14 protein-coding genes are annotated in these 18932 nt (G+C 70.8%); 9 read left to right on the forward strand and 5 right to left on the reverse strand.

What is annotated here, in order from left to right:
* Positions 1 to 73 precede the first annotated feature (73 nt).
* From CS0771_RS10160 to CS0771_RS10180, 5 genes are all read right to left on the reverse strand, one after another.
* Entirely contained in the window at positions 74 to 637 is a 564-nt protein-coding gene (locus tag CS0771_RS10160) for a hypothetical protein (RefSeq protein WP_212840755.1), read from the reverse strand.
* A gap of 3 nt (positions 638 to 640) precedes the next feature.
* A complete protein-coding gene (locus tag CS0771_RS10165; protein ID WP_212840756.1) occupies positions 641 to 1474 on the reverse strand; it encodes a carbohydrate ABC transporter permease in 834 nt (277 codons plus the stop codon).
* Entirely contained in the window at positions 1474 to 2319 is an 846-nt protein-coding gene (locus tag CS0771_RS10170) for a carbohydrate ABC transporter permease (protein WP_212845747.1), read from the reverse strand. Before CS0771_RS10170 ends, CS0771_RS10165 begins: the two co-directional genes overlap by 1 nt.
* A gap of 305 nt (positions 2320 to 2624) precedes the next feature.
* Positions 2625 to 3917: an ABC transporter substrate-binding protein gene (locus CS0771_RS10175; protein WP_244870715.1), complete on the reverse strand. Its 1293-nt coding sequence runs from the start codon at positions 3915 to 3917 to the stop codon at positions 2625 to 2627.
* 74 nt (positions 3918 to 3991) lie between these two features.
* Positions 3992 to 5038, reverse strand: a complete 1047-nt coding sequence (locus CS0771_RS10180; RefSeq protein WP_212840758.1) for a LacI family DNA-binding transcriptional regulator — start codon at positions 5036 to 5038, stop codon at positions 3992 to 3994.
* Positions 5039 to 5283: 245 nt separating this feature from the next.
* Between CS0771_RS10180 and CS0771_RS10185 the strand changes: the two genes are divergently transcribed.
* The 9 genes from CS0771_RS10185 to CS0771_RS10225 all read left to right on the forward strand — a co-directional run bounded on the left by CS0771_RS10185 (position 5284) and on the right by CS0771_RS10225 (position 18749).
* The gene (locus tag CS0771_RS10185) at positions 5284 to 6597 is read left to right on the forward strand and encodes a Gfo/Idh/MocA family protein (protein ID WP_212840759.1); all 1314 of its coding nucleotides are present in this window, start codon (positions 5284 to 5286) and stop codon (positions 6595 to 6597) included.
* Positions 6588 to 8006: a glucuronate isomerase gene (gene uxaC / locus CS0771_RS10190; RefSeq protein ID WP_212840760.1), complete on the forward strand. Its 1419-nt coding sequence runs from the start codon at positions 6588 to 6590 to the stop codon at positions 8004 to 8006. The genes CS0771_RS10185 and uxaC overlap by 10 nt, the downstream gene beginning before the upstream one ends.
* A gap of 2 nt (positions 8007 to 8008) precedes the next feature.
* Complete coding sequence (locus tag CS0771_RS10195; RefSeq protein WP_212840761.1) at positions 8009 to 9289, forward strand: enolase C-terminal domain-like protein; 1281 nt, start codon at positions 8009 to 8011, stop codon at positions 9287 to 9289.
* Positions 9286 to 10644, forward strand: a complete 1359-nt coding sequence (locus tag CS0771_RS10200) for a mannitol dehydrogenase family protein (RefSeq protein ID WP_371821383.1) — start codon at positions 9286 to 9288, stop codon at positions 10642 to 10644. Before CS0771_RS10195 ends, CS0771_RS10200 begins: the two co-directional genes overlap by 4 nt.
* 118 nt (positions 10645 to 10762) lie before the next feature.
* The gene (locus tag CS0771_RS10205; protein WP_212840763.1) at positions 10763 to 11881 is read left to right on the forward strand and encodes a Gfo/Idh/MocA family protein; all 1119 of its coding nucleotides are present in this window, start codon (positions 10763 to 10765) and stop codon (positions 11879 to 11881) included.
* Positions 11882 to 12063: 182 nt separating this feature from the next.
* A complete protein-coding gene (locus CS0771_RS10210) occupies positions 12064 to 13416 on the forward strand; it encodes a polysaccharide lyase family 1 protein (protein ID WP_212840764.1) in 1353 nt (450 codons plus the stop codon).
* A 97-nt stretch (positions 13417 to 13513) separates the two neighbouring features.
* Positions 13514 to 15169 carry a pectate lyase gene (locus CS0771_RS10215; protein WP_244870717.1) on the forward strand — a complete coding sequence of 552 codons (1656 nt, stop codon included), beginning with the start codon at positions 13514 to 13516 and terminating at the stop codon, positions 15167 to 15169.
* 8 nt (positions 15170 to 15177) lie between these two features.
* Positions 15178 to 17052 (forward strand): family 16 glycoside hydrolase, encoded by a 1875-nt coding sequence (locus tag CS0771_RS10220; RefSeq protein ID WP_212840765.1) that lies wholly within the window; start codon positions 15178 to 15180, stop codon positions 17050 to 17052.
* A 104-nt stretch (positions 17053 to 17156) separates the two neighbouring features.
* On the forward strand, positions 17157 to 18749 hold the full coding sequence (locus CS0771_RS10225; protein ID WP_212840766.1) for a family 16 glycoside hydrolase: 1593 nt from the start codon (positions 17157 to 17159) through the stop codon (positions 18747 to 18749).
* Positions 18750 to 18932: the final 183 nt, after the last annotated feature.

Here is an 18932-nt window from a genome sequence, read left to right on the forward strand (position 1 = left end):
TTGTCGTGGGGGCGACAACAACTCTTCTAGATCTACTGTCTGGAGGCCGCTGCGGCGGCAAGGATGCCGGGTGTTACGGGACTCGGCGGGCGATGGTGTATAGGGCGAAGAGGAAGTAGCCAGCGAGCAGGGGCGCCGTCACCGGGAGGATCGAGCCGATCATGGCGGCGATGCCGAGCACGCCGACGCAGGCCAGGATCAGCTTCGGGCGGGTGACGGCGGTACGCAGCGCGCGCAGGTACCCATACCCCCGGCCCAGGAAAGGGATGGCCAGGCAGACCGCGCCCGCCAGCGCGAGGATCGCGGCGACCGTGACGGCCGTGAGGGCGGCGCCGCCGGGCGCGAGGCCCTGGCGCAGCCAGTAGAGGTTCAGGCCCAGCAGCAGGGCGGCGGCGAGCACCGCCAGCGTGGCCAGGAAGCCGGGGAGCAGCCGGCGGCCGAAGGAGCGCAGCAGGTCGGCGAAGCCGGGCCAGCGGCCCTCGGCGAAGCGCAGGTGCACGGCCTCGGCGCCGACGGCGACGGCGGCGCCGGTCGTCACGACCGGCACCGCCGCGACGGTCACCACGATGCCGACCAGGGCTAGGTCGGCCGCGTCACGCAGGGTGTCGCGCCAGTCCGTGGTGGTCGTCGCCGTCATGGGTCAGCCCTTCAGTCCGCTCGTGTTGATGCCCTGGACCAGGAAGCGCTGGAAGCCGAGGAAGAACAGGAACACCGGGAGCAGCGAGACTACCGACATGGCCAGCATCGGGCCGATGGAGGTCTGCCCGCTGGAGTCGATGAACAGCCGCAGCGCCACCGGGACCGTGTAGCTCTCCACGCTGGGCAGGTACACCAGCTGCGTGAAGAAGTCGTTCCAGGTCCAGATGAACGAGAAGATCGCCGTGGTGATCAGCGCCGGCCGGGACAGCGGCAGGATGACGTGCCAGAACGTGCGGTACGGGCCCGAGCCGTCGATCTTCGCCGCGTCGTCCAGCTCGCGCGGGATGCCCCGCATGAACTGCACCATGAGGAAGATGAAGAACGCCTCGGTGGCCAGCAGCTTCGGCACGATCAGCGGCAGCGGGGTGTCGATCCAGTCGAACTCGTTGAACAGCACGTACTGCGGCACGATCAGCACGTGGCCGGGCAGCAGCAGCGTCGCGATCATCAGCGCGAAGTAGAACTTGCGGCCCCGGAACTTCAGCCGGGCGAACGCGTACGCGGTCACCAGGCAGCTCAGCGCGTTGGCCACCACCGTCGCCAGCGAGATCACCAGGCTGTTCGTGATGAACCGGGTGAAGCTGAGGCCGGGGATGTAGTTCCAGCCGTCGGAGTAGTTCGACCAGGTCAGCTCCTCCGGCCAGACCGACAGGTTGCTGGTGATCTCGGTCGGGGACTTCAGTGACGAGCCCACCACCCAGATGAGCGGATACAGCACGACGGTGAGCACGCCCAGTAGGGCGAGCACCCGCAGCCAGCCACGGACGCGGGCCATCAGTTCTCTCCGTCCGAGTAGTGCACCCAGAACTTGCCGGTGCTGAAGAAGACCACCGTGATCAGGCCGATCGCGGCCAGGAAGATCCAGGCCAGCGCCGACGAGTAGCCCATCTGGAAGTCGGTGAACGCCTTGTCGTAGATGTGCAGGGTGTAGAGCTTGGTCGAGTACACCGGCCCGCCGGTGCCGTTGCTGATGACGAAGGCCGAGGTGAAGCCCTGGAAGCCGTTGATGGTCTCCAGCACCAGGTTGAAGAAGATGACCGGGGACAGCATCGGCAGCGTGATGTGGAAGAACTGCCGGACCTTGCTGGCCCCGTCCACCGACGCGGCCTCGTAGAGCTCGCTGGGGACCTGCTTGAGGCCGGCCAGGAAGATCACCATCGGGGCGCCGAACTGCCAGATGGTCAGCACCATCAGGGTCTCCAGGGCCCAGTCCGGGTCGTTGATCCACGGCTTGCCCTCGATGCCGAACAGGCCGAGGAAGGCGTTGAAGGAGCCCTCGCCGTTGAACATGGCGACCCAGACCAGCGCCAGCGCCACCGAGCCGCCGAGCAGCGACGGCAGGTAGAACATGCTGCGGAACAGGCCCACCCCGCGCCGCTCGCGGTTGAGCAGCAGCGCGACGCCGAGGGAGGCGGCGAGCTTCAGCGGGATGGCGATCAGGCCGTAGGTGAGGGTGACCCGCACCGACTTCCAGAAGATCGGATCACCGGTGAAGATCTTCTCGTAGTTGTCGAAGCCGACCCACTCCACGAACTCCCAGCTCGACAGGATGTCGTAGTTGGTGAAGCTCAGGTACAGCGAGAAGAGCATGGGGAACGCGGTGATGGCCATCAGGCCCATCAGCCACGGAGACAGGAAGACATAGCCCGCCAGGCCCTCCTGGCGGCGGGAGGCATAATTCTTGCGCCGGCCCCGTTTCGGCGGCGGCGTGGGCGCAGCGGCCGTGAGGGCCGGTCGGGAAGCCGTGGTGAGCGCCACGCGCGGTCCCCTTCCAGGTTGTGATACGTGGGTGGGCCCCTCTCGGACGCGTGGCCGCAACTCGGGAAGGAGTTGCGGCCACGGCGTTCCTCTGAGGGTGGTGTCCGTCAGAGCTGCGGTACGGGTGCGGCGGGCCGGCCCGGGACGGCCGGCCCGCCGGGGCCGGGTCACGCCAGGGCGGCGGTGGCCTCGGTGAAGAACTGCTTCGCGGCGGCCTCGGGGGTCTGCTTGCCGTACGCCACCGTCTCGGCGATGTCGCGCAGCGTGTTGCGCAGGCCGCTGTGGCCCTTCGGCGGCGGCGCGGGGGCCGGGCCGAACTTCGGCGTGATCTCGTTCTCGAAGGCGACCGTGTCCTTCATCTTCTGGTCGGTCAGCGCGTCGGAGACCGCCTTGCGCACGTCGAGGTTGTTCGGCAGGCCCCGGTCCACACCCAGGATCTTGCCGGCCTCCACGTCGTTGACCAGGAAGTTGATGATGTCGGCCACCACGTCCGGCGACTTGGTGGTGCGCGAGGCGGCCCAGTACGTCGACGCGCGCGCCCACTGGCCCTTCGGGTCGCCCGGGTACGCCGTCATGGCCAGGTCGTTCTTGGTGGCCTTCTGCATCTCGGAGAGCTGGTTGGACCACATGAACGACACGCCGGCCTTCTTGGTCACCACGAGCTGGGTGGCGACGCTGCCGGTGACCGCCTCGTGGCAGACGTCGGCCGGCGGGATCGCGCCCTTGGTCCGGGCGTCCACCCACAGCTTGAACCAGCCGACCAGGTCGGCCTCGGTGAAGGCGAGCTTCGGGCCGTCGTAGAACTCCTTGCCCTGGGCGCGCAGCCACAGCCACAGCGCCTTGTAGTCGGAGCTCGGGTCCATCAGGCCCCAGTACTTGCCGCCGGACTTCGTGGTGACGCCCGCGCCCCAGGTGATGATCTGCTCGTACGTCCAGCCGATCTGCGGGACCTCGACGCCCAGCTCGCCCAGCTTGGTCTTGTCGTAGATGATCGCCGGGGTGTTCTCGCCGGTGGCGATGGCCACCTGCTTGCCGCCGAGCTGGCCGTACTTGGTCAGGCTCTCGGGGTGCTTGGACACGTCGATCTTGTTGTTCGCCGTGTACTTGGACAGGTCCAGGGTGACGTTGCGGCCGGCGTACTCGGCCAGGCCGTTGTCGTCGATCTGGAAGATGTCCGGCGCGTTGCCGCCCGCCGCGATGGTGGCGAGCTTGTCGTAGTAGCCGGTGAACGCCTGCCAGGTGGGCGTGATGGTGACGTTCTTGTGCTTGTCCATGTAGAGCTTGAGCGCCTGCTCGGTGAGCTTGGCGCGGGCCTCGCCACCCCACCAGAAGAAGGAGATGTTGACCGGCGCGTTCGGGTCGGCAGCGGGCTCCTCCTCGCCGCAGGCGGCCAGCAGGCCCCCCGCGGGCACGGCGATCGCGGTGCCGGCGAGCATGCGCAGCAGGTGGCGGCGATTCATACCGCCCGCCGGCAGGCTACCGTGGAGCTGCGACGGCTGGTCGGCCGGCGCGGGTGTCGCTGGGTGCATAGCTTTCACTCCCTGCTCTCGGAAGCGACACCGTCAACGGGCGGCTGATGCCGTCCGCCCGGGCCCGCAGTGCGATGCGGGCCCGGGCCTGACGAGTCGCGGATGACCAACTCGGTCTGGAGCGTTACCAGTGCGGTGGTGCGGCGGTCGTCGCCATGCTGGAGCAGCATGTCGACGGCCGCCCGTCCGGCGGCCGCCGTAGGGGTGGCCACCGTCGTCAACATGGGGCGGGTGCGCCGGCTCAGCGCGGTGTCGTCTATGCCGACGACGCTGATCTGATCCGGGACCTTGACCCCGCGGTGGTCGAGCGCGTCGATGAGGCCCACGGCCATGAGGTCGTTGTACGCGAGCACGGCGCTGACGCCGGCCCGCAGCACGGCGTCGGCCGCGGCCGACCCGCTCTCCTCGGTGGGCGGGTTGGGGCCGATGACCACCAGCTCGGCCCCGGCGGTGCGGGCGGCCAGGGTGGCCGACCGGCGGATCTCCCGGTTGGTCCACGAGCCGCGCGGGCCGCCCAGCAGGGCGATCGAGCGGTGGCCGAGGCTCACCAGGTGCTCCACCGCCAGGCGGGCGCCCTGCGCGACGTCCATCACGACCGCGGGCAGGCCCGGCACCGGCCGGTTGACCACGACCAGCGGGACCTCGCGGGACAGCTGCTCGATCTGGGTGTTGCTCATGCGCGGGCTGCACAGCAGCACGCCGTCGACCTGCTTGGCGAGGGCGAGCACCAGCTCCTCCTCGACGCCGGCGTCCTCGTTGGTGTCGGCGACGAAGACGTGGTAGTCGCGGCCGCGCGCATGGCTCTCCGCCGCCTTGATGAGCGGCGGGAAGAACGGGTTGGCGATGTCCGCCACGATCAGCCCGATGTTGTGGGTGCGCCCGGTGATGAGCGCGCGGGCCGCCCGGTTGGGGCGGTAGCCGAGCTCTTCGGCCGCCGCGAGGACGTGCGCCCGGGTCTCGGCGTTCACCAGCTGCGGTGCGCTGAAGGCACGCGACACGGTGGAGACGTGCACGCCACTTGCTCGGGCGACGTCGCGGATTGTGGCCGGCACCTGCGCTCCTTTGTGGACACGAGCCTGTGGTGGCTATCACGGTGGTCACCCATTAGATGCAAACGGTTGCGACTCTGTCAACGGTCGAATATGACGATCCGGTTTCGACAGTGGACCTTGCGCGCCGTTGTGGGGGTAAAAATTAGGACAATCAAGGCCGATTCTGGTACGCCCATTGACGCGATCGAAACACGATGGTTAGTTCTGCTGCAAACGTTTGTAGTCCCTGAGGCCCAGGAGGCCGGATGACCACGCGGTACGCGATCGTGGGGACCGGGGCTCGTGCGCAGATGTTCGCGCAGGTCCTGACCCGGTACGGCGAGCTGGTGGCGCTCGCCGACGTCAACCCCGCCCGGATCGCGGCGCAGCAGCGCCGGCTGCAGGCCGCGGGTGTTGCGCCCGCTGTCGCATACGACGCCGCCGACGTGCCCGAGATGCTGGCGAAGGAGCGCATCGACACGCTCGTGGTGTGCAGCGTCGACGCGACCCACGACGAGTACATCGTGGCGGCGCTCGACGCCGGCTGCGCCGTGGTCACCGAGAAGCCGATGACGGTCGACGTGCCGAAATGCCGGCGCATCCTGGAGGCCGTGCGGCGCACCGGCGGCGACGTGAAGGTCGCCTTCAACTACCGCTTCCACCCGGTGCACGAGCAGGTGCGCACGCTGCTCGCCGAAGGAGCCATCGGCGAGATCGGCTCGGTGCACTTCGAGTGGCTGCTCGACGTGCGGCACGGCGCGGACTACTTCCGCCGCTGGCACCGCGACCGGGCGCACTCCGGCGGCCTGCTGGTGCACAAGGCGACGCACCACTTCGACCTGGTCAACTGGTGGCTGGGCAGCACCCCGGTGCGGGTCACCGCCGAGGGACGGCTGTTCCTGTACGGCGCGGACGGCGCCCGCCACGGCTACGCCCGCGACTACGCCCGCGCCCACGGCTCCCCGGCGGCGCAGGGCGACCCGTTCGCGCTGCACCTGGCCGACAACCCGAACCTCGCCGAGCTGTACCTCGACGCCGAGGCGCACGACGGCTACCACCGCGACGTCAACGTGTTCGCGCCCGGCACCGACATCGAGGACGACATGGCGGTGCTGGTCCGCTACGCCTCCGGCGCGACGATGAGCTACCACCTCACCGCGTACGCGCCCTGGGAGGGCTACCGGATCGCCTTCAACGGCAGCCGGGGCCGCCTGGAGCTGGAGATCGTCGAGTCCGACCACGTCGCCCCCGGGGTCGCCGGGGCGGTGAAGGGCCACTCGGCGGCGCTGCACGGGGTCGAGGCCGCCGCCGAGCAGGGCGGCGTCTCGCTGCGCCTGCGCCGCTACTGGGAGCCCCCGGTGGACGTGCCGGTGGCCTCGTACGACCGCCAGGGGCACGGCGGCGCGGACGCCCGGATGACCGGGGTGCTCTTCAACGGCGACACCGACCCGCTGCACCGCTCGGCCACGGCGCTCGACGGCGCGCGCTCGCTGCTGACCGGTCTGGCGGCCAACGCCTCGATCGCCTCCGGGCGCAGCGTGGACGTGGCCGCCCTGCTCGATCTTTCAGAATGGGAGTGACCGTGGACGACCTGCTGTTCCCGGCGGAGGCGCGCACCCGGGCGATCGCCCGCGAGCTGTACACGCACGCGCGGAACCTGCCGCTGATCAGCCCGCACGGTCACGTCGACCCGGGCATCCTGGCCGACGACGCGCCGTTCCCCGACCCGGCGCGGCTGATCGTGGTGCCCGACCACTACGTCACCCGGATGCTGCTCAGCCAGGGCATCCCGCCGAGCGAGCTGGGCGTGCCCCGCATCGACGGCGGCCCGTCCGAGACCGACCCGCGCCTGATCTGGCGCCGCCTGGCCGAGAACTGGCACCTGTTCCGGGGTACGCCCTCGCGGCTGTGGCTGGAGCAGACGTTCCGCACCGTCTTCGGCATCGAGACCCCGTTCAGCGGGCAGACGGCGGACCGGGTCTACGACGAGCTGGCCGCGAAGCTGGCCGAGCCGCAGTACCGGCCGCGCGCGCTGTTCCAGCGGTTCAACCTGGAGGTGCTGGCCACCACCGAGTCGCCGCTGGACGACCTGTCCCGGCACGCGAAGCTCGCGGCGGACGGCTGGGGCGGCCCCGGCGGGCGCGTGATCACCACGTTCCGCCCGGACGACCTGGTGGACATGGACTGGCCCGGCTGGCCCGACCGGGTGGTCAAGCTGGGTGAGATCACCGGCCAGGACACCGCGACGTACGAGGGCTTCCTGCACGCGCTGGCCCAGCGGCGGCGCGACTTCATCGCGGCCGGGGCGACCTGCTCCGACCACGGGCACCCGACCGCGGCCACCGGCGGGATGACCGCGGCCGAGGCGAAGTCGCTGTTCGAGCGGGTGGTGCACGGCGGCGCGACGGCGGCCGAGGCCGAGGCGTTCCGCGCGCACATGCTGATGGAGTTCGCCCGGATGTCGCTGGACGACGGCCTCGTCATGCAGCTGCACCCGGGTTCGTCGCGCAACCACAACGCCACGCTGTTCCGCACGCACGGGCGCGACGTCGGCGGGGACATCCCGGTGGCCACCGAGTACACCAACGCGCTGCGGCCGCTGCTGGAGGAGTTCGGGCACGACCCGCGCTTCCGGGTGGTCGTGTACACGCTGGACGAGTACACGTTCAGCCGCGAGCTGGCCCCGCTGGCCGGCGGCTACCCGGCCATGTTCATCGGCGCCCCGTGGTGGTTCCTCGACGCGCCGGAGGCGCTGCGCCGCTGGCGGGAGGCGGTCACCGAGACCGCGGGCTTCTACAACACCGCCGGGTTCGTCGACGACACCCGCGCGTACTGCTCGATCCCGGTCCGGCACGACGTGGCCCGGCGGGTCGACGCGGGCTTCCTTGCGCGCCTGGTCGCCGAGCACCGCCTCGGCCTCGACGAGGCCGCCGAGACCATCGCCGACCTGGCGTACCACCTGCCCAAGAAGATCTTCCGAGTAGGGTGACCATGAAAATCATCGACGCCAAGGTGCACGACGTACGCTTCCCGACCGCGGCGGCCGGCGACGGCTCCGACGCGATCAACCGGGGCGACTACTCCGCCGCGTACGTGGAGCTGCACACCGACGCCGGAATCTTCGGCGCGGGCTTCACCTTCACCAACGGGCGCGGCAACGAGATCGCCTGCGCGGCGATCCGGGCCCTGTCGTACCACGTGGTCGGTAAGACGCTGGAGGAGCTGTTCGCCGACCCGGTGACGTTCTGGCGCTCGCTGTCGGCCGACGTGCAGCTGCGCTGGCTCGGGCCGGAGAAGGGCGTCATCCACATGGCGACCGGCGCGCTGGTCAACGCGGTGTGGGACCTGCGGGCCAAGGCCGAGGGCAAGCCGATGTGGCGCCTGCTGGCCGAGATGCCGGCCGAGGAGCTGGTGAACAACGTCGACTTCCACCACATCTCCGACGCGATCACCCGCGAGGAGGCGCTGGCGCTGCTCGCCGACGACGGCGGCTACGCCGAGCGGCTGGCGGTGCTGGAGCGCGACGGGTTCCCGTCGTACACCACCTCGGTGGGCTGGCTGGGCTACCCCGACGAGCAGGTGCGCGAGCTGACCCGCGCGGCGTACGCGCAGGGCTGGCGGGCCATGAAGATGAAGGTCGGCGGCCCGATCGAGGACGACATCCGCCGCGCCCGGCTCATCCGGGCGGAGATCGGCCCGGACGCGCTGCTGATGATGGACGCCAACCAGGTCTGGGACGTGGACGAGGCGATCGCCAACATGAAGGTGCTGGCGGAGGTGGACCCGTACTGGATCGAGGAGCCGACGCACGCCGACGACGTGCTGGGCCACGCGGCCGTGGCGCGCGCGGTGAACCCCATCCGGGTGGCCACCGGCGAGGTCGCCGCCAACCGGGTCATCTTCAAGCAGCTCATGCAGGCGAACGCGATCCAGGTGTGCCAGATCGACGCGTGCCGGGTCGGCGGCGTCAACGAGGTGCTGTCCATCCTGCTGATGGCGGCCAAGTTCGGCGTGCCGGTGTGCCCGCACGCGGGCGGCGTCGGGCTGTGTGAGTACGTGCAGCACCTGTCGGTCTTCGACTACCTGCGGCTGGGCCGCTCGCTGGACGGGCGCATGGTGGAGTACGTCGCGCACCTGCACGAGCACTTCGAGGACCCGATCACCGTGGTCGACGGCCGCTACCGGCTGCCCGCCCAGCCCGGCTACTCGGTGACGTTCAAGCCGGAGTCGATCGCGCAGTACAGCTTCCCGGACGGCCCCGTATGGCGATGACCACCTCGGCGACCCGGCTCGGCCGGGCGACGCTGTCGCGGCTGCCCGCCGACAGCCGCCCGGCCGTGCTGCCGGGCGACGTCCGGGCCGGGGTGCTGCACCTTGGCCTGGGCGCCTTCTTCCGCGCCCACCAGGCCGTCTACATCGAGGCGGCGATGGCCGCGTCCGGCGGGGATTGGGGCATCGTCGCGGTCGCGCCGCGCTCGCGGGACGTGCTGGAGGCGCTGCGCGCGCAGGACCACCTCTACAGCGTGGTCACGCTCGACGGCGCCGCCTCGCGGACCCGTGCGATCGGCGCGCTGACCGGCACGGTGCACGCCGCCAGCGACCCCGGCTCGGTCGTCGCGCACCTGGCCGATCCGGCGATCCGGGTGGTGACGCTGACCGTGACGGAGAAGGCGTACGTGCCCGACTCGGCGGTGACGCGGCTGCTGGTGGACGGGCTGGCCGCGCGCCGCCGCGCCGACGCGGGGCCGATCACGCTGCTCAGCTGCGACAACCTGCCGTCCAACGGGGTGGTGCTGGGCCGCCTGCTGGCGGGGGTGATCCCCGACGAGCTGCGCGACTGGTACGCCACGTCGGTGCGCTGCCCGTCCAGCATGGTCGACCGGATCGTGCCCGCCACCACGCCCGCGCTGCTGGCCACGGCCGAGCGTGACCTCGGCGTGGCCGACCTCGCCGCCGTCGTGGGGGAGCCGTTCTCCCAGTGGGTGATCGAGGACGACTTCGCCGGGGCCCACCCGGACTGGGCGGCGGCGGGCGCGGTGCTCACCGGCGACGTCACGCCCTGGGAGCACCTGAAGCTGCGCGCCCTCAACGGCGTGCACAGCACCCTGGCGTACCTGGGCGCGCTGGCCGGCTGCGAGTACATCGCCGACGCGCTGGCCCTGCCCGGCATGACCGAGCTGCTGCGCCGCTACGTCGCCACCGAGGTCGCGGCGTCGATGACCCCGCCGGACGGGGTCACCGTGGCCGGGTACGGCGACGCGGCGCTGGAGCGCTTCGCCAACGCGGCCCTGGGCCACCGCTGCCTCCAGGTGGCGATGGACGGCACGCAGAAGCTGCCGCAGCGAGCGCTGTCCGTGCTCAACACGGTCCCCGACCCGGCCCTGGCCACGCTGATCCTGGCCGCCTGGGCCCGGTTCGCCGAGGGCACGGCCGACAGCGGCCAGGAGCTGCCGCTGAACGACCCGCGCGCCACCGAGGTCCGCGCGGACCCGAGCACGGAGGCGTTGTTCGGCGAGGGCGGCGTGCTGCCCGTCCCCGATCCCGCCCGCCGCAGGATGATCGAGAGATGGCGTTCCGAACTGGCCACCCACGGCGCCGCGGACCTGGTCCGGCGGGCCGCGGCGTGAACCCCACGTGCGCCGCCGCTGCGCGGGTGACCCCCGGGACACGGGCGAACCGGACGTGCCGGAGGGCTGTCCGCGCAGGATCGGCGCACCACGGGGCTGGAATGAGGAGAGGGGCACGATGACGGCGACGTCGGTCGCGCTGATCGGCGCGAACGGGCACGGCATGTACCACCGGCGGCAGCTCGCGGAGCTGGCCGAGGCGGGCGTGGCGGTGCGGCTGGTGGGGCTCGCGGACACGCGCGAGGTGCAGGAGGCGCCGGCCGGGGTGCCCGTCTACACCGACCACCGGGCGCTGCTGGACGAGGTCAAGCCGCAGGTGGTCATCGTCTGCACGCCGCCGCACACGCATCTCGCGCTGACCCGGGACGCGCTGCGGGCCGGGGCGGACGTGCTGCTGGAGAAGCCGCCCGTGCTCGACAGGGCGGAGCACGAGGCGCTCACGGCGGCGGAGGCCGAGACCGGCCGGGTGGTCCAGGTGGGCTTCCAGGCGCTGGCCTCGCCGGCGCTGGTCCGCCTGCGCGCGGCGGTCGTGGGCGGCGCGCTCGGCGCGGTCCGGCACATCTCCGTGCTCGGCTGCTGGAAGCGCGACGACGCCTACTGGGCCCGCTCGCCGTGGTCGGGCCGGCGCACCGTGGACGGCCGCCCGTCGCTGGACGGGGCGCTGGCCAACCCGTTCGCGCACGCGGTGATGCAGGCGCTGTCGGTGCTGGACGCGCCGGTCGAGCGGGTCGAGGTGGACTGGCTGCGGGTACGCCCGATCGAGGTCGAGGACACCGCGACGCTGCGCATCACGCTGGCGGGCGGGGTGACCGTGCTGGTCGCGGTGACGCTGGCGGGCGAGGGCTTCGTCGACGGGGACCTCACCGTGTACGGCGAGCGCGGCGACGCCGAGCTGGGCTTCCGCGAGGACCTGCTGCGGCTGCCGGGTGAGGCGGCGGCGGTGCAGGTCACGGGCCGCCGCACCCTGCTGGAGAACCTGCTGGCCCACCGGTCGGACGGCGAGCCGCTGCTGGCGCCGCTGTCCCGCACCGCGCCGTTCACCGCCGTGCTCGAGCGGCTGCGGGCGGCGCCGCCGCCCTACCAGGTCGCCGAGGAGGCGCTCGACGTGGCCGACGGGCACCGGACGCTGCGCGGGGTGAACACCGTACTGGCCCGCTGCGCCGCTCGGGGAGCCCTCATGAACGAGCTTTCCCGGCCGTGGTCTGCAACGGTTCCGGGCGGGACTGCAAACGGCTGACACCGCATTCGAATGCCGACCTGAATAGTCGCTGGATCCAGCCTTCCAACGGGCTGGACCAGCGAATACTGTTCGAGAATAGCTGCAACAAACCTGCTATTCCGATCCATTGACTTCACTATTCGTGCTTCCCTACGTTGTCTGATGACGTAACACATCGGACACATTCTTTGGAGAGCGCGATGCGAATAGACGACGTGGTCGGCCGGCGGCTGCGGCGGGTCGCCGCCGGGTGCGCCCTGGGCGCGTTGCTGCTGCTGGCGGGCGCGACGCCCGCGGCGGCCACCGGCGACCCGAGCGGCCCCGGCTGGTGGGCCAGCCAGCTCGCCCGGCAGCCGCTCGCCGCGAACGACGGCTGGGCCGCCTCCGGCGCCGGCACCACGGGCGGCTCGGCCGCCGACGATGCCCACGTGTTCGTGGTGCGCGACCGCAACGCCCTCGCCGCGGCGGTCACCGGCACCGACCCGAAGATCGTCTTCGTGGAGGGTGTCGTCGACGGCCTGACCTCCGCCGAGGGCAACCCGATCACCTGCGCGGACCTCGCCGACCCCGGCTACACGCTGGAGAGCTACCTGGCCGCGTACGACCCGGCGGTGTGGGGCCGCGCGGCCGACCCCAGCGGCCCGATCGAGCAGGCCCGCGTGCGCTCGGTCGCCGCCCAGCGCGCCCGCACCGAGATCAAGGTCGGTGCCAACACCACCATCGTGGGCCTGGGCGACGCCACCCTGAAGCACGTCACCCTGATGATCGACGGCGCGCCGAACGTGATCGTGCGCAACCTGAACTTCCAGGACGCCGCCGACTGCTTCCCCCGCTGGCGGCCCACCGACGGCGCCGAGGGCAACTGGAACTCCGAGTACGACCTGGTCTCGGTGCGGCGCTCGACCAACGTGTGGATCGACCACAACACGTTCAGCGACGGTGACAACCCCGACTCCAACCAGCCGGTGTACTTCGGCCGCCCGTGGCAGGTGCACGACGGCGCGCTCGACATCACGCACACCTCCGACCTGGTCACGGTGTCGGCGAACGTGTTCACCCACCACGACAAGACCATGCTGATCGGCTCCTCGGACACGGTCGGCCCGGACGTCGGCAAGCTGCGGGTCACGCTGCGACACAACGTCTTCGACGGGGTCGGCCAGCGCGCGCCGCGGGTCCGCTTCGGCCAGGTCGACGTGTACAACAACCAGTTCCGCGTCGCCGAGCCCTACGACTACAGCGTCGGCCTGGGCATCCAGTCGGCGGTGTACCTGGAGAACAACTTCTTCACGCTGCAGGACGGCATCCCCGCCGACCGGGTGCTGAAGGACTGGAAGGGCACCGCCGTCACCGAGCTCGGCAGCTGGGGCAAGGACGGCGACGCCCGGCCCGGCCCGCTGAGCCTGCTGGCGGCGTACAACGCGGTGCACGACCCGGACTTCGGTCCCGACGCGGGCTGGACCCCCACCCTGCGCCAGCACAAGCCGCTGCCCGCCTTCGCGGTCCCGCTGGTCACCCTGCTCTCCGGCGCGGGGAGGCTCGGCCTCCACTGAGCCCTCCCCGCACCGTGCGACTCCCGCACCCGGTGGCGCCCTCCGTTGCGCCCGCAGCGGACCACCGGGTGCGGTCCCTCCCAAGGAGGTTCCGCACATGTCCGTATCCATGCGCGCGGCTCCACGGCGCACCCGTCTCGCCGCCGCTCTCGGCGCCGGCCTGACCGCCCTCGTCGTCGCCCTCGGCGTGACGTGGTCCGGCGGCACCGCGTACGCGGCGACCCTGTTCTCGGACGACTTCGAGGACGGCAACTCGACCGGCTGGTCGAAGTCCGGCGGCAGCTGGTCGGTGGTCTCCGACGGCAGCCAGGTCTGGCGGCAGACCGGCACCGGCGCCGACGCCAAGGCACAGGCCGGCTCGTCCTGGACCGGCCAGTCCGTCTCGGCGCGGGTCAAGCCGATCGCCTTCGGCAACTCGTCCCGCTCGGTCGGCGTCGCCGCCCGGCTGCAGAGCCTGTCCAACTACTACTCGCTGGTGCTGACCGGCGGCGGCGCGGTGCAGCTGCGCCGGGTCTCCGGCGGCGGCGTCACCACGCTGGCCACGCTGGTGTTCCCGGTGTCCACGAACACCTGGTACACGCTGCGGCTGGACGTGTTCGGCTCGACGCTGACCGGCTTCGTCAACAACACCCAGCTGCTCACGGCCACGGACACGACCTTCTCCTCGGGGAAGATCGGCCTGATGGCGTCGTACGCCAGCGCGTCCTTCGACGACGTCACGGTGTCCGACACGGCGGGCCCGGGCAACCCCGGCAGCCCGTCGCCGTACCCGCCGACGCCCTCGGTGCCGCCGTCGCCGAGCACCTCCCCGCCGCCGCCCGGCACCTGCAACACCGGCGGCAGCCCGACCGGCTTCGCGGCCGTGAACGCCTGGGGCCGCAGCGGCACCACCGGCGGCGCGGGCGGCCCGACCATCGAGGTCGACACCGCGAACGAGCTGATCTCGGCGATCGCCCAGGCCGGCGCGCTGAACATCTGCGTCAAGGGCATGATCACGCTGCCCGCCGGCATGTACAACGTGGCCTCGCACAAGTCGATCATCGGCGTGGGCTCGGCCTCCGGCGTCACCGGCGGCGGTTTCAACATCGGCCTGCCGATCGACGACGCGATCACGTCGCCGCCCGCGAACGCGGTGCAGAACGTGATCATCCGCAACCTGGTGTTCCGCAACGCCAGCGACGACTCGATCAACGTGCAGATGTTCTCGCACCACGTCTGGATCGACCACAACGACCTGGCGCAGGGCTACGACGGCCTGATCGACGTCAAGCGCGGCTCGTCGTACGTGACCATCTCGTGGAACCACACCCACCACCACAGCAAGAACATGCTGCTGGGCCGCGACGACGCCGACGACGAGCAGGACACCGGCCGCCTCAAGGTCAGCTACCACCACAACTGGTTCGACGAGACCCCGCAGCGCAACCCGCGGGTGCGCTACGGCGAGCCGGTGCACATCTACAACAACTACTACTTCCACAACACCGACGCGGGCGTGGCCTGCCAGACCAACGCCGGCTGCATGGTCGAGGGCAACTACTTCGAGAGCGTCGAGGAGCCGATCACCAACAGCTACGCCGGCCCGTCCGGCCGCTGCGTCGCGCGCAACAACGTGTTCACCGGCACCGAGCCGGGCGCTCCCGACTGCTCGGGCTCCGTCGAGGAGCCGAGCAACTACTACAGCTACGTGCTCGACAACCCGAACGACGTCAAGGCCATCGTCACGGCCGGCGCGGGTGTCGGAAAGATCTAGGAGAATTCATGCGTACCCCTCACTCCGGTCGCGCCCGGCGCGCCGGCCTCGTCACGGCGGCGGTCACCGCGCTGCTCGCCATGGTGATGACGGTCCTGATCAACCTCACCGGCGGCGTGGCCATGGCCGCGACGCTGTTCTCCGACAACTTCAACAGCGGCACGGCCACCGGCTGGTCCAAGTCCGGCGGCGACTGGACCGTCGTCACCGACGGCACCGGCGTGTTCCAGCAGAGCAAGACCGACAGCGAGCTGGCCCGGCAGTTCGCGGGCAGCAGCTCGTGGACCAACTACACGGTCACCGCCCGGGTCAAGCCGACCGCGTTCAACGGCACCGGCCGCTACGCGTCACTGGGCGCCCGGTCCACCGGCAGCTCGACCCGCTACCAGCTCGCGCTGCTCAACACCGGGCGGGCCGAGCTGCAGGTGGTCAACGGCAGCAGCGTCACCGTCATCGGCGGCACGAACCTGTCCGTGACCACCGGCACCTGGTACAGCCTGCAGCTCACCGTCAGCGGCAACACGCTGACCGGCTGGGTCAACGGCGCGCAGGTCGCCACGGGCAGCAGCAGCCTGTTCAGTGCGGGCCGGATCGTGCTGGCGACGTCGTACGCCGCCGCCCGCTTCGACGACATCGTGGTCTCCGACGGAGCCGCGCCGTCGCCGAGCGCCCCGGCCAGCCCGAGCGCGAGCCCGAGCACCCCGGCGAGCCCCAGCGCCTCGCCGAGCGCCCCGGCCAGCCCGAGCGCGTCGCCCAGCGCCCCGGCCAGCCCGAGCGCGAGCCCGAGCACCCCGCCCGGCACCACGCTGTACGTGGCGCCGGGCGGCACCGACGGCGCGTCCGGCACGCAGTCGAACCCGACCACGCTCACCTCGGCGATCACCCGGATCGCGGCGGGCGGGACGATCTACATGCGCGCCGGCACCTACAACTACTCCTCGACGGTGACCATCGCGCCGGGCAACAACGGCACCTCCAGCGCCCGCAAGAAGCTGTCCGCGTACCCCGGCGAGACGCCCGTGCTGAACTTCTCGGCGCAGGCGGAGGACCCGGCCAACCGGGGCCTGGCCGTCAACGGCAACTACTGGCACGTCTACGGCCTGATCGTGGAGCGCGCCGGGGACAACGGCATCTTCGTCGGCGGCAGCAACAACATCCTCGAGCGCACCATCACCCGCTACAACCGGGACACCGGCCTGCAGCTGTCGCGCATCGCGTCCGACACGCCCAACAGCCTGTGGCCGGCCAACAACCTGATCCTCAGCGCGGAGTCGCACGACAACGCCGACTCCGACGGTGAGGACGCGGACGGCTTCGCCGCCAAGCTGACCGTCGGCTCCGGCAACGTCTTCCGCTACTGCGTGTCCCACAACAACATCGACGACGGCTGGGACCTCTACACCAAGACCGACACCGGACCGATCGGCGCGGTGACGATCGAGGACTCCCTCGCCTACAACAACGGCACGCTGAGCAACGGCGGCCAGGCCGGCAACGGCGACCGCAACGGCTTCAAGCTGGGCGGCGAGGACATCGGCGTGAACCACCTCGTGCGCCGCACCATCGCGGTCGGCAACGGCAAGCACGGCTTCACCTACAACCGCAACAACGGCTCGATGACGATCTCGAACAACCTGAGCATCAACAACACCGAGCGCAACTTCACCTTCGAGGCCGGCTCCTCGGTCTTCCGCAACAACACGTCCTGCCGCAGCTCCAGCGGCACCAACGACAAGATCGTCGGCAACACGGACAGCACCAACCAGTGGTGGATGGGCTCCAACGGCTCCCGGTGCGCCAACTTCACCGGCAGCCTCGGCTGGTCCTTCAACTCCACCGGCGCGCTGATCGTCACCCTCGGCGGCCGCGTCGTAGTCCTGTAGCTCCGAAAGGAAGGGCACCTTCTTATCGCCTTCTGTATAGGAAGGTGCCCTTCTTAACGCTCACCGCACCGTCCCCTTCCGGCACCGTCCCTAACGGAGGAGAGATGTCGACAACGCACGGCCGACGCCTCGCGATCCTGGCCGGCACCACCGCCACCGCCCTCGCCCTGGCGGTCGGCCTCACCACGGCCGCCTCGGCGGCCACCCTGTTCACCGACGACTTCGAGGACGGCAACGCCTCGGGCTGGAGCAGCTCCGGCGGCAGCTGGTCGGTGGTCGCCGACGGCTCGCGCGCCTACCGCCAGTCCAGCACCAGCGCCGACGCGAAGTCCCTGTCCGGCTCCAGCACCTGGACCGACTACACCGTGTCGGCCCGGGTCAAGCCGATCGCCTTCGCCAACTCCAGCCGGGCCGCGGGTGTCGCCGCCCGCGCCCAGAGCACGTCCAGCTTCTACTCGCTCGTGCTGGTCGGCGCCGGCCGCGCCGAGCTGCGCCGCACCAGCGGTGGCGGGGTGACCGTGCTGGCGCAGGCCGCCACCGCCGTCAGCCCAGGCACCTGGTACACCCTCGCGCTGTCGGTCTCCGGCAGCACGGTGCGGGGGGCCGTGAACGGAACGCAGCTGGTCAGCGCCACCGATGCCACGTTCGGCACCGGCCGGATCGGGCTCGTCGGGCAGTACGCCAGCGCGTCCTTCGACGACGTGCAGGTGTTCACCGGTCCCGGGCCGGACCCGTCCGCACCCGCGTCGCCCACGGCCTCCGCGTCGGCCTCGCCGTCGCCGAGCGGCAGCCCGCCGCCTCCGCCCCCGCCGGGACAGGCCGACGGGTACGCCTCCGTCAGCGGGCAGGGGCAGAACGGCACGTACGGCGGCGCGGGCGGGCAGACCGTCACCGTCACGTCCGCGGCGCAACTGGCCGACTATGCGGGACGGGCGGAGCCGTACATCATCATGGTCTCCGGCCGGATCACGGTCAGCGACATGATCCTCGTCGTCGCGAACAAGAGCATCATCGGCGTCGGCAGCACGGCCGAGATCGTGGACGGCGGGCTGCAGCTGGGCTCGACCACGCGGCCGGGCAACAACGTGATCATCCGCAACATCACCTTCCGCAACCCGTCCGACGACTCGGTGAGCGTGCACAACGGCTCGCACCACGTATGGATCGACCACAACGAGTTCTGGCCGGGCTACGACGGCTCGGTCGACGTGAAGCGGCAGTCGAACTACGTGACCGTGTCCTGGAACGTGTTCCACGGCACGGACAAGTCGATGCTGCTCGGGCACTCGGACTCGTTCCCGGCGGACACCGGGTATCTGAAGGTGACCTACCACCACAACCTGTTCGACGGGTCCAACCAGCGGCATCCGCGGGTGCGGTTCGGCGAGCCGGTGCACGTGTACAACAACCACTACCGGAACATCGGGCTCTACGGCGTGGCGTCCACCGAGAACGCGGGCGTGGTCGTGGAGGGCAACTACTTCGAGAACACGGCGTATCCGTGCTACTCGACGAACGGGTACGCCGACAGCGCGCCCGGCCGCCTGGTCCAGCGCGCGAACGCGTTCGTCAACTCCGGCGTGTGCGAGGCGAACGGGTCGGTGCTCGAGCCGGGGACGTTCTACTCGTACACCCTGGACAGCGCGTCCACCGTCCCCGCCAAGGTCGCCGCCGGCGCCGGCGTCGGCAAGCTCTAGGAAAGGAAGGGCACCTTCTTATCGTTTTCCGTAGAGAAAGGTGCCCTTCCTAACGCGCTCGCGCGGTGGAGTGGGCCGCTCAGCAGGGTCGAGCGGCGTGGGCTGGGCTCATGATCGCGACTTCGTGCCAAGATCTGCGGTTCTGCCCAGCAAAGTGACACGAAACTGCGATCTTCAGGCGCT

Source organism: Catellatospora sp. IY07-71, assembly GCF_018326265.1.
Taxonomy (GTDB): Bacteria; Actinomycetota; Actinomycetes; order Mycobacteriales; family Micromonosporaceae; genus Catellatospora.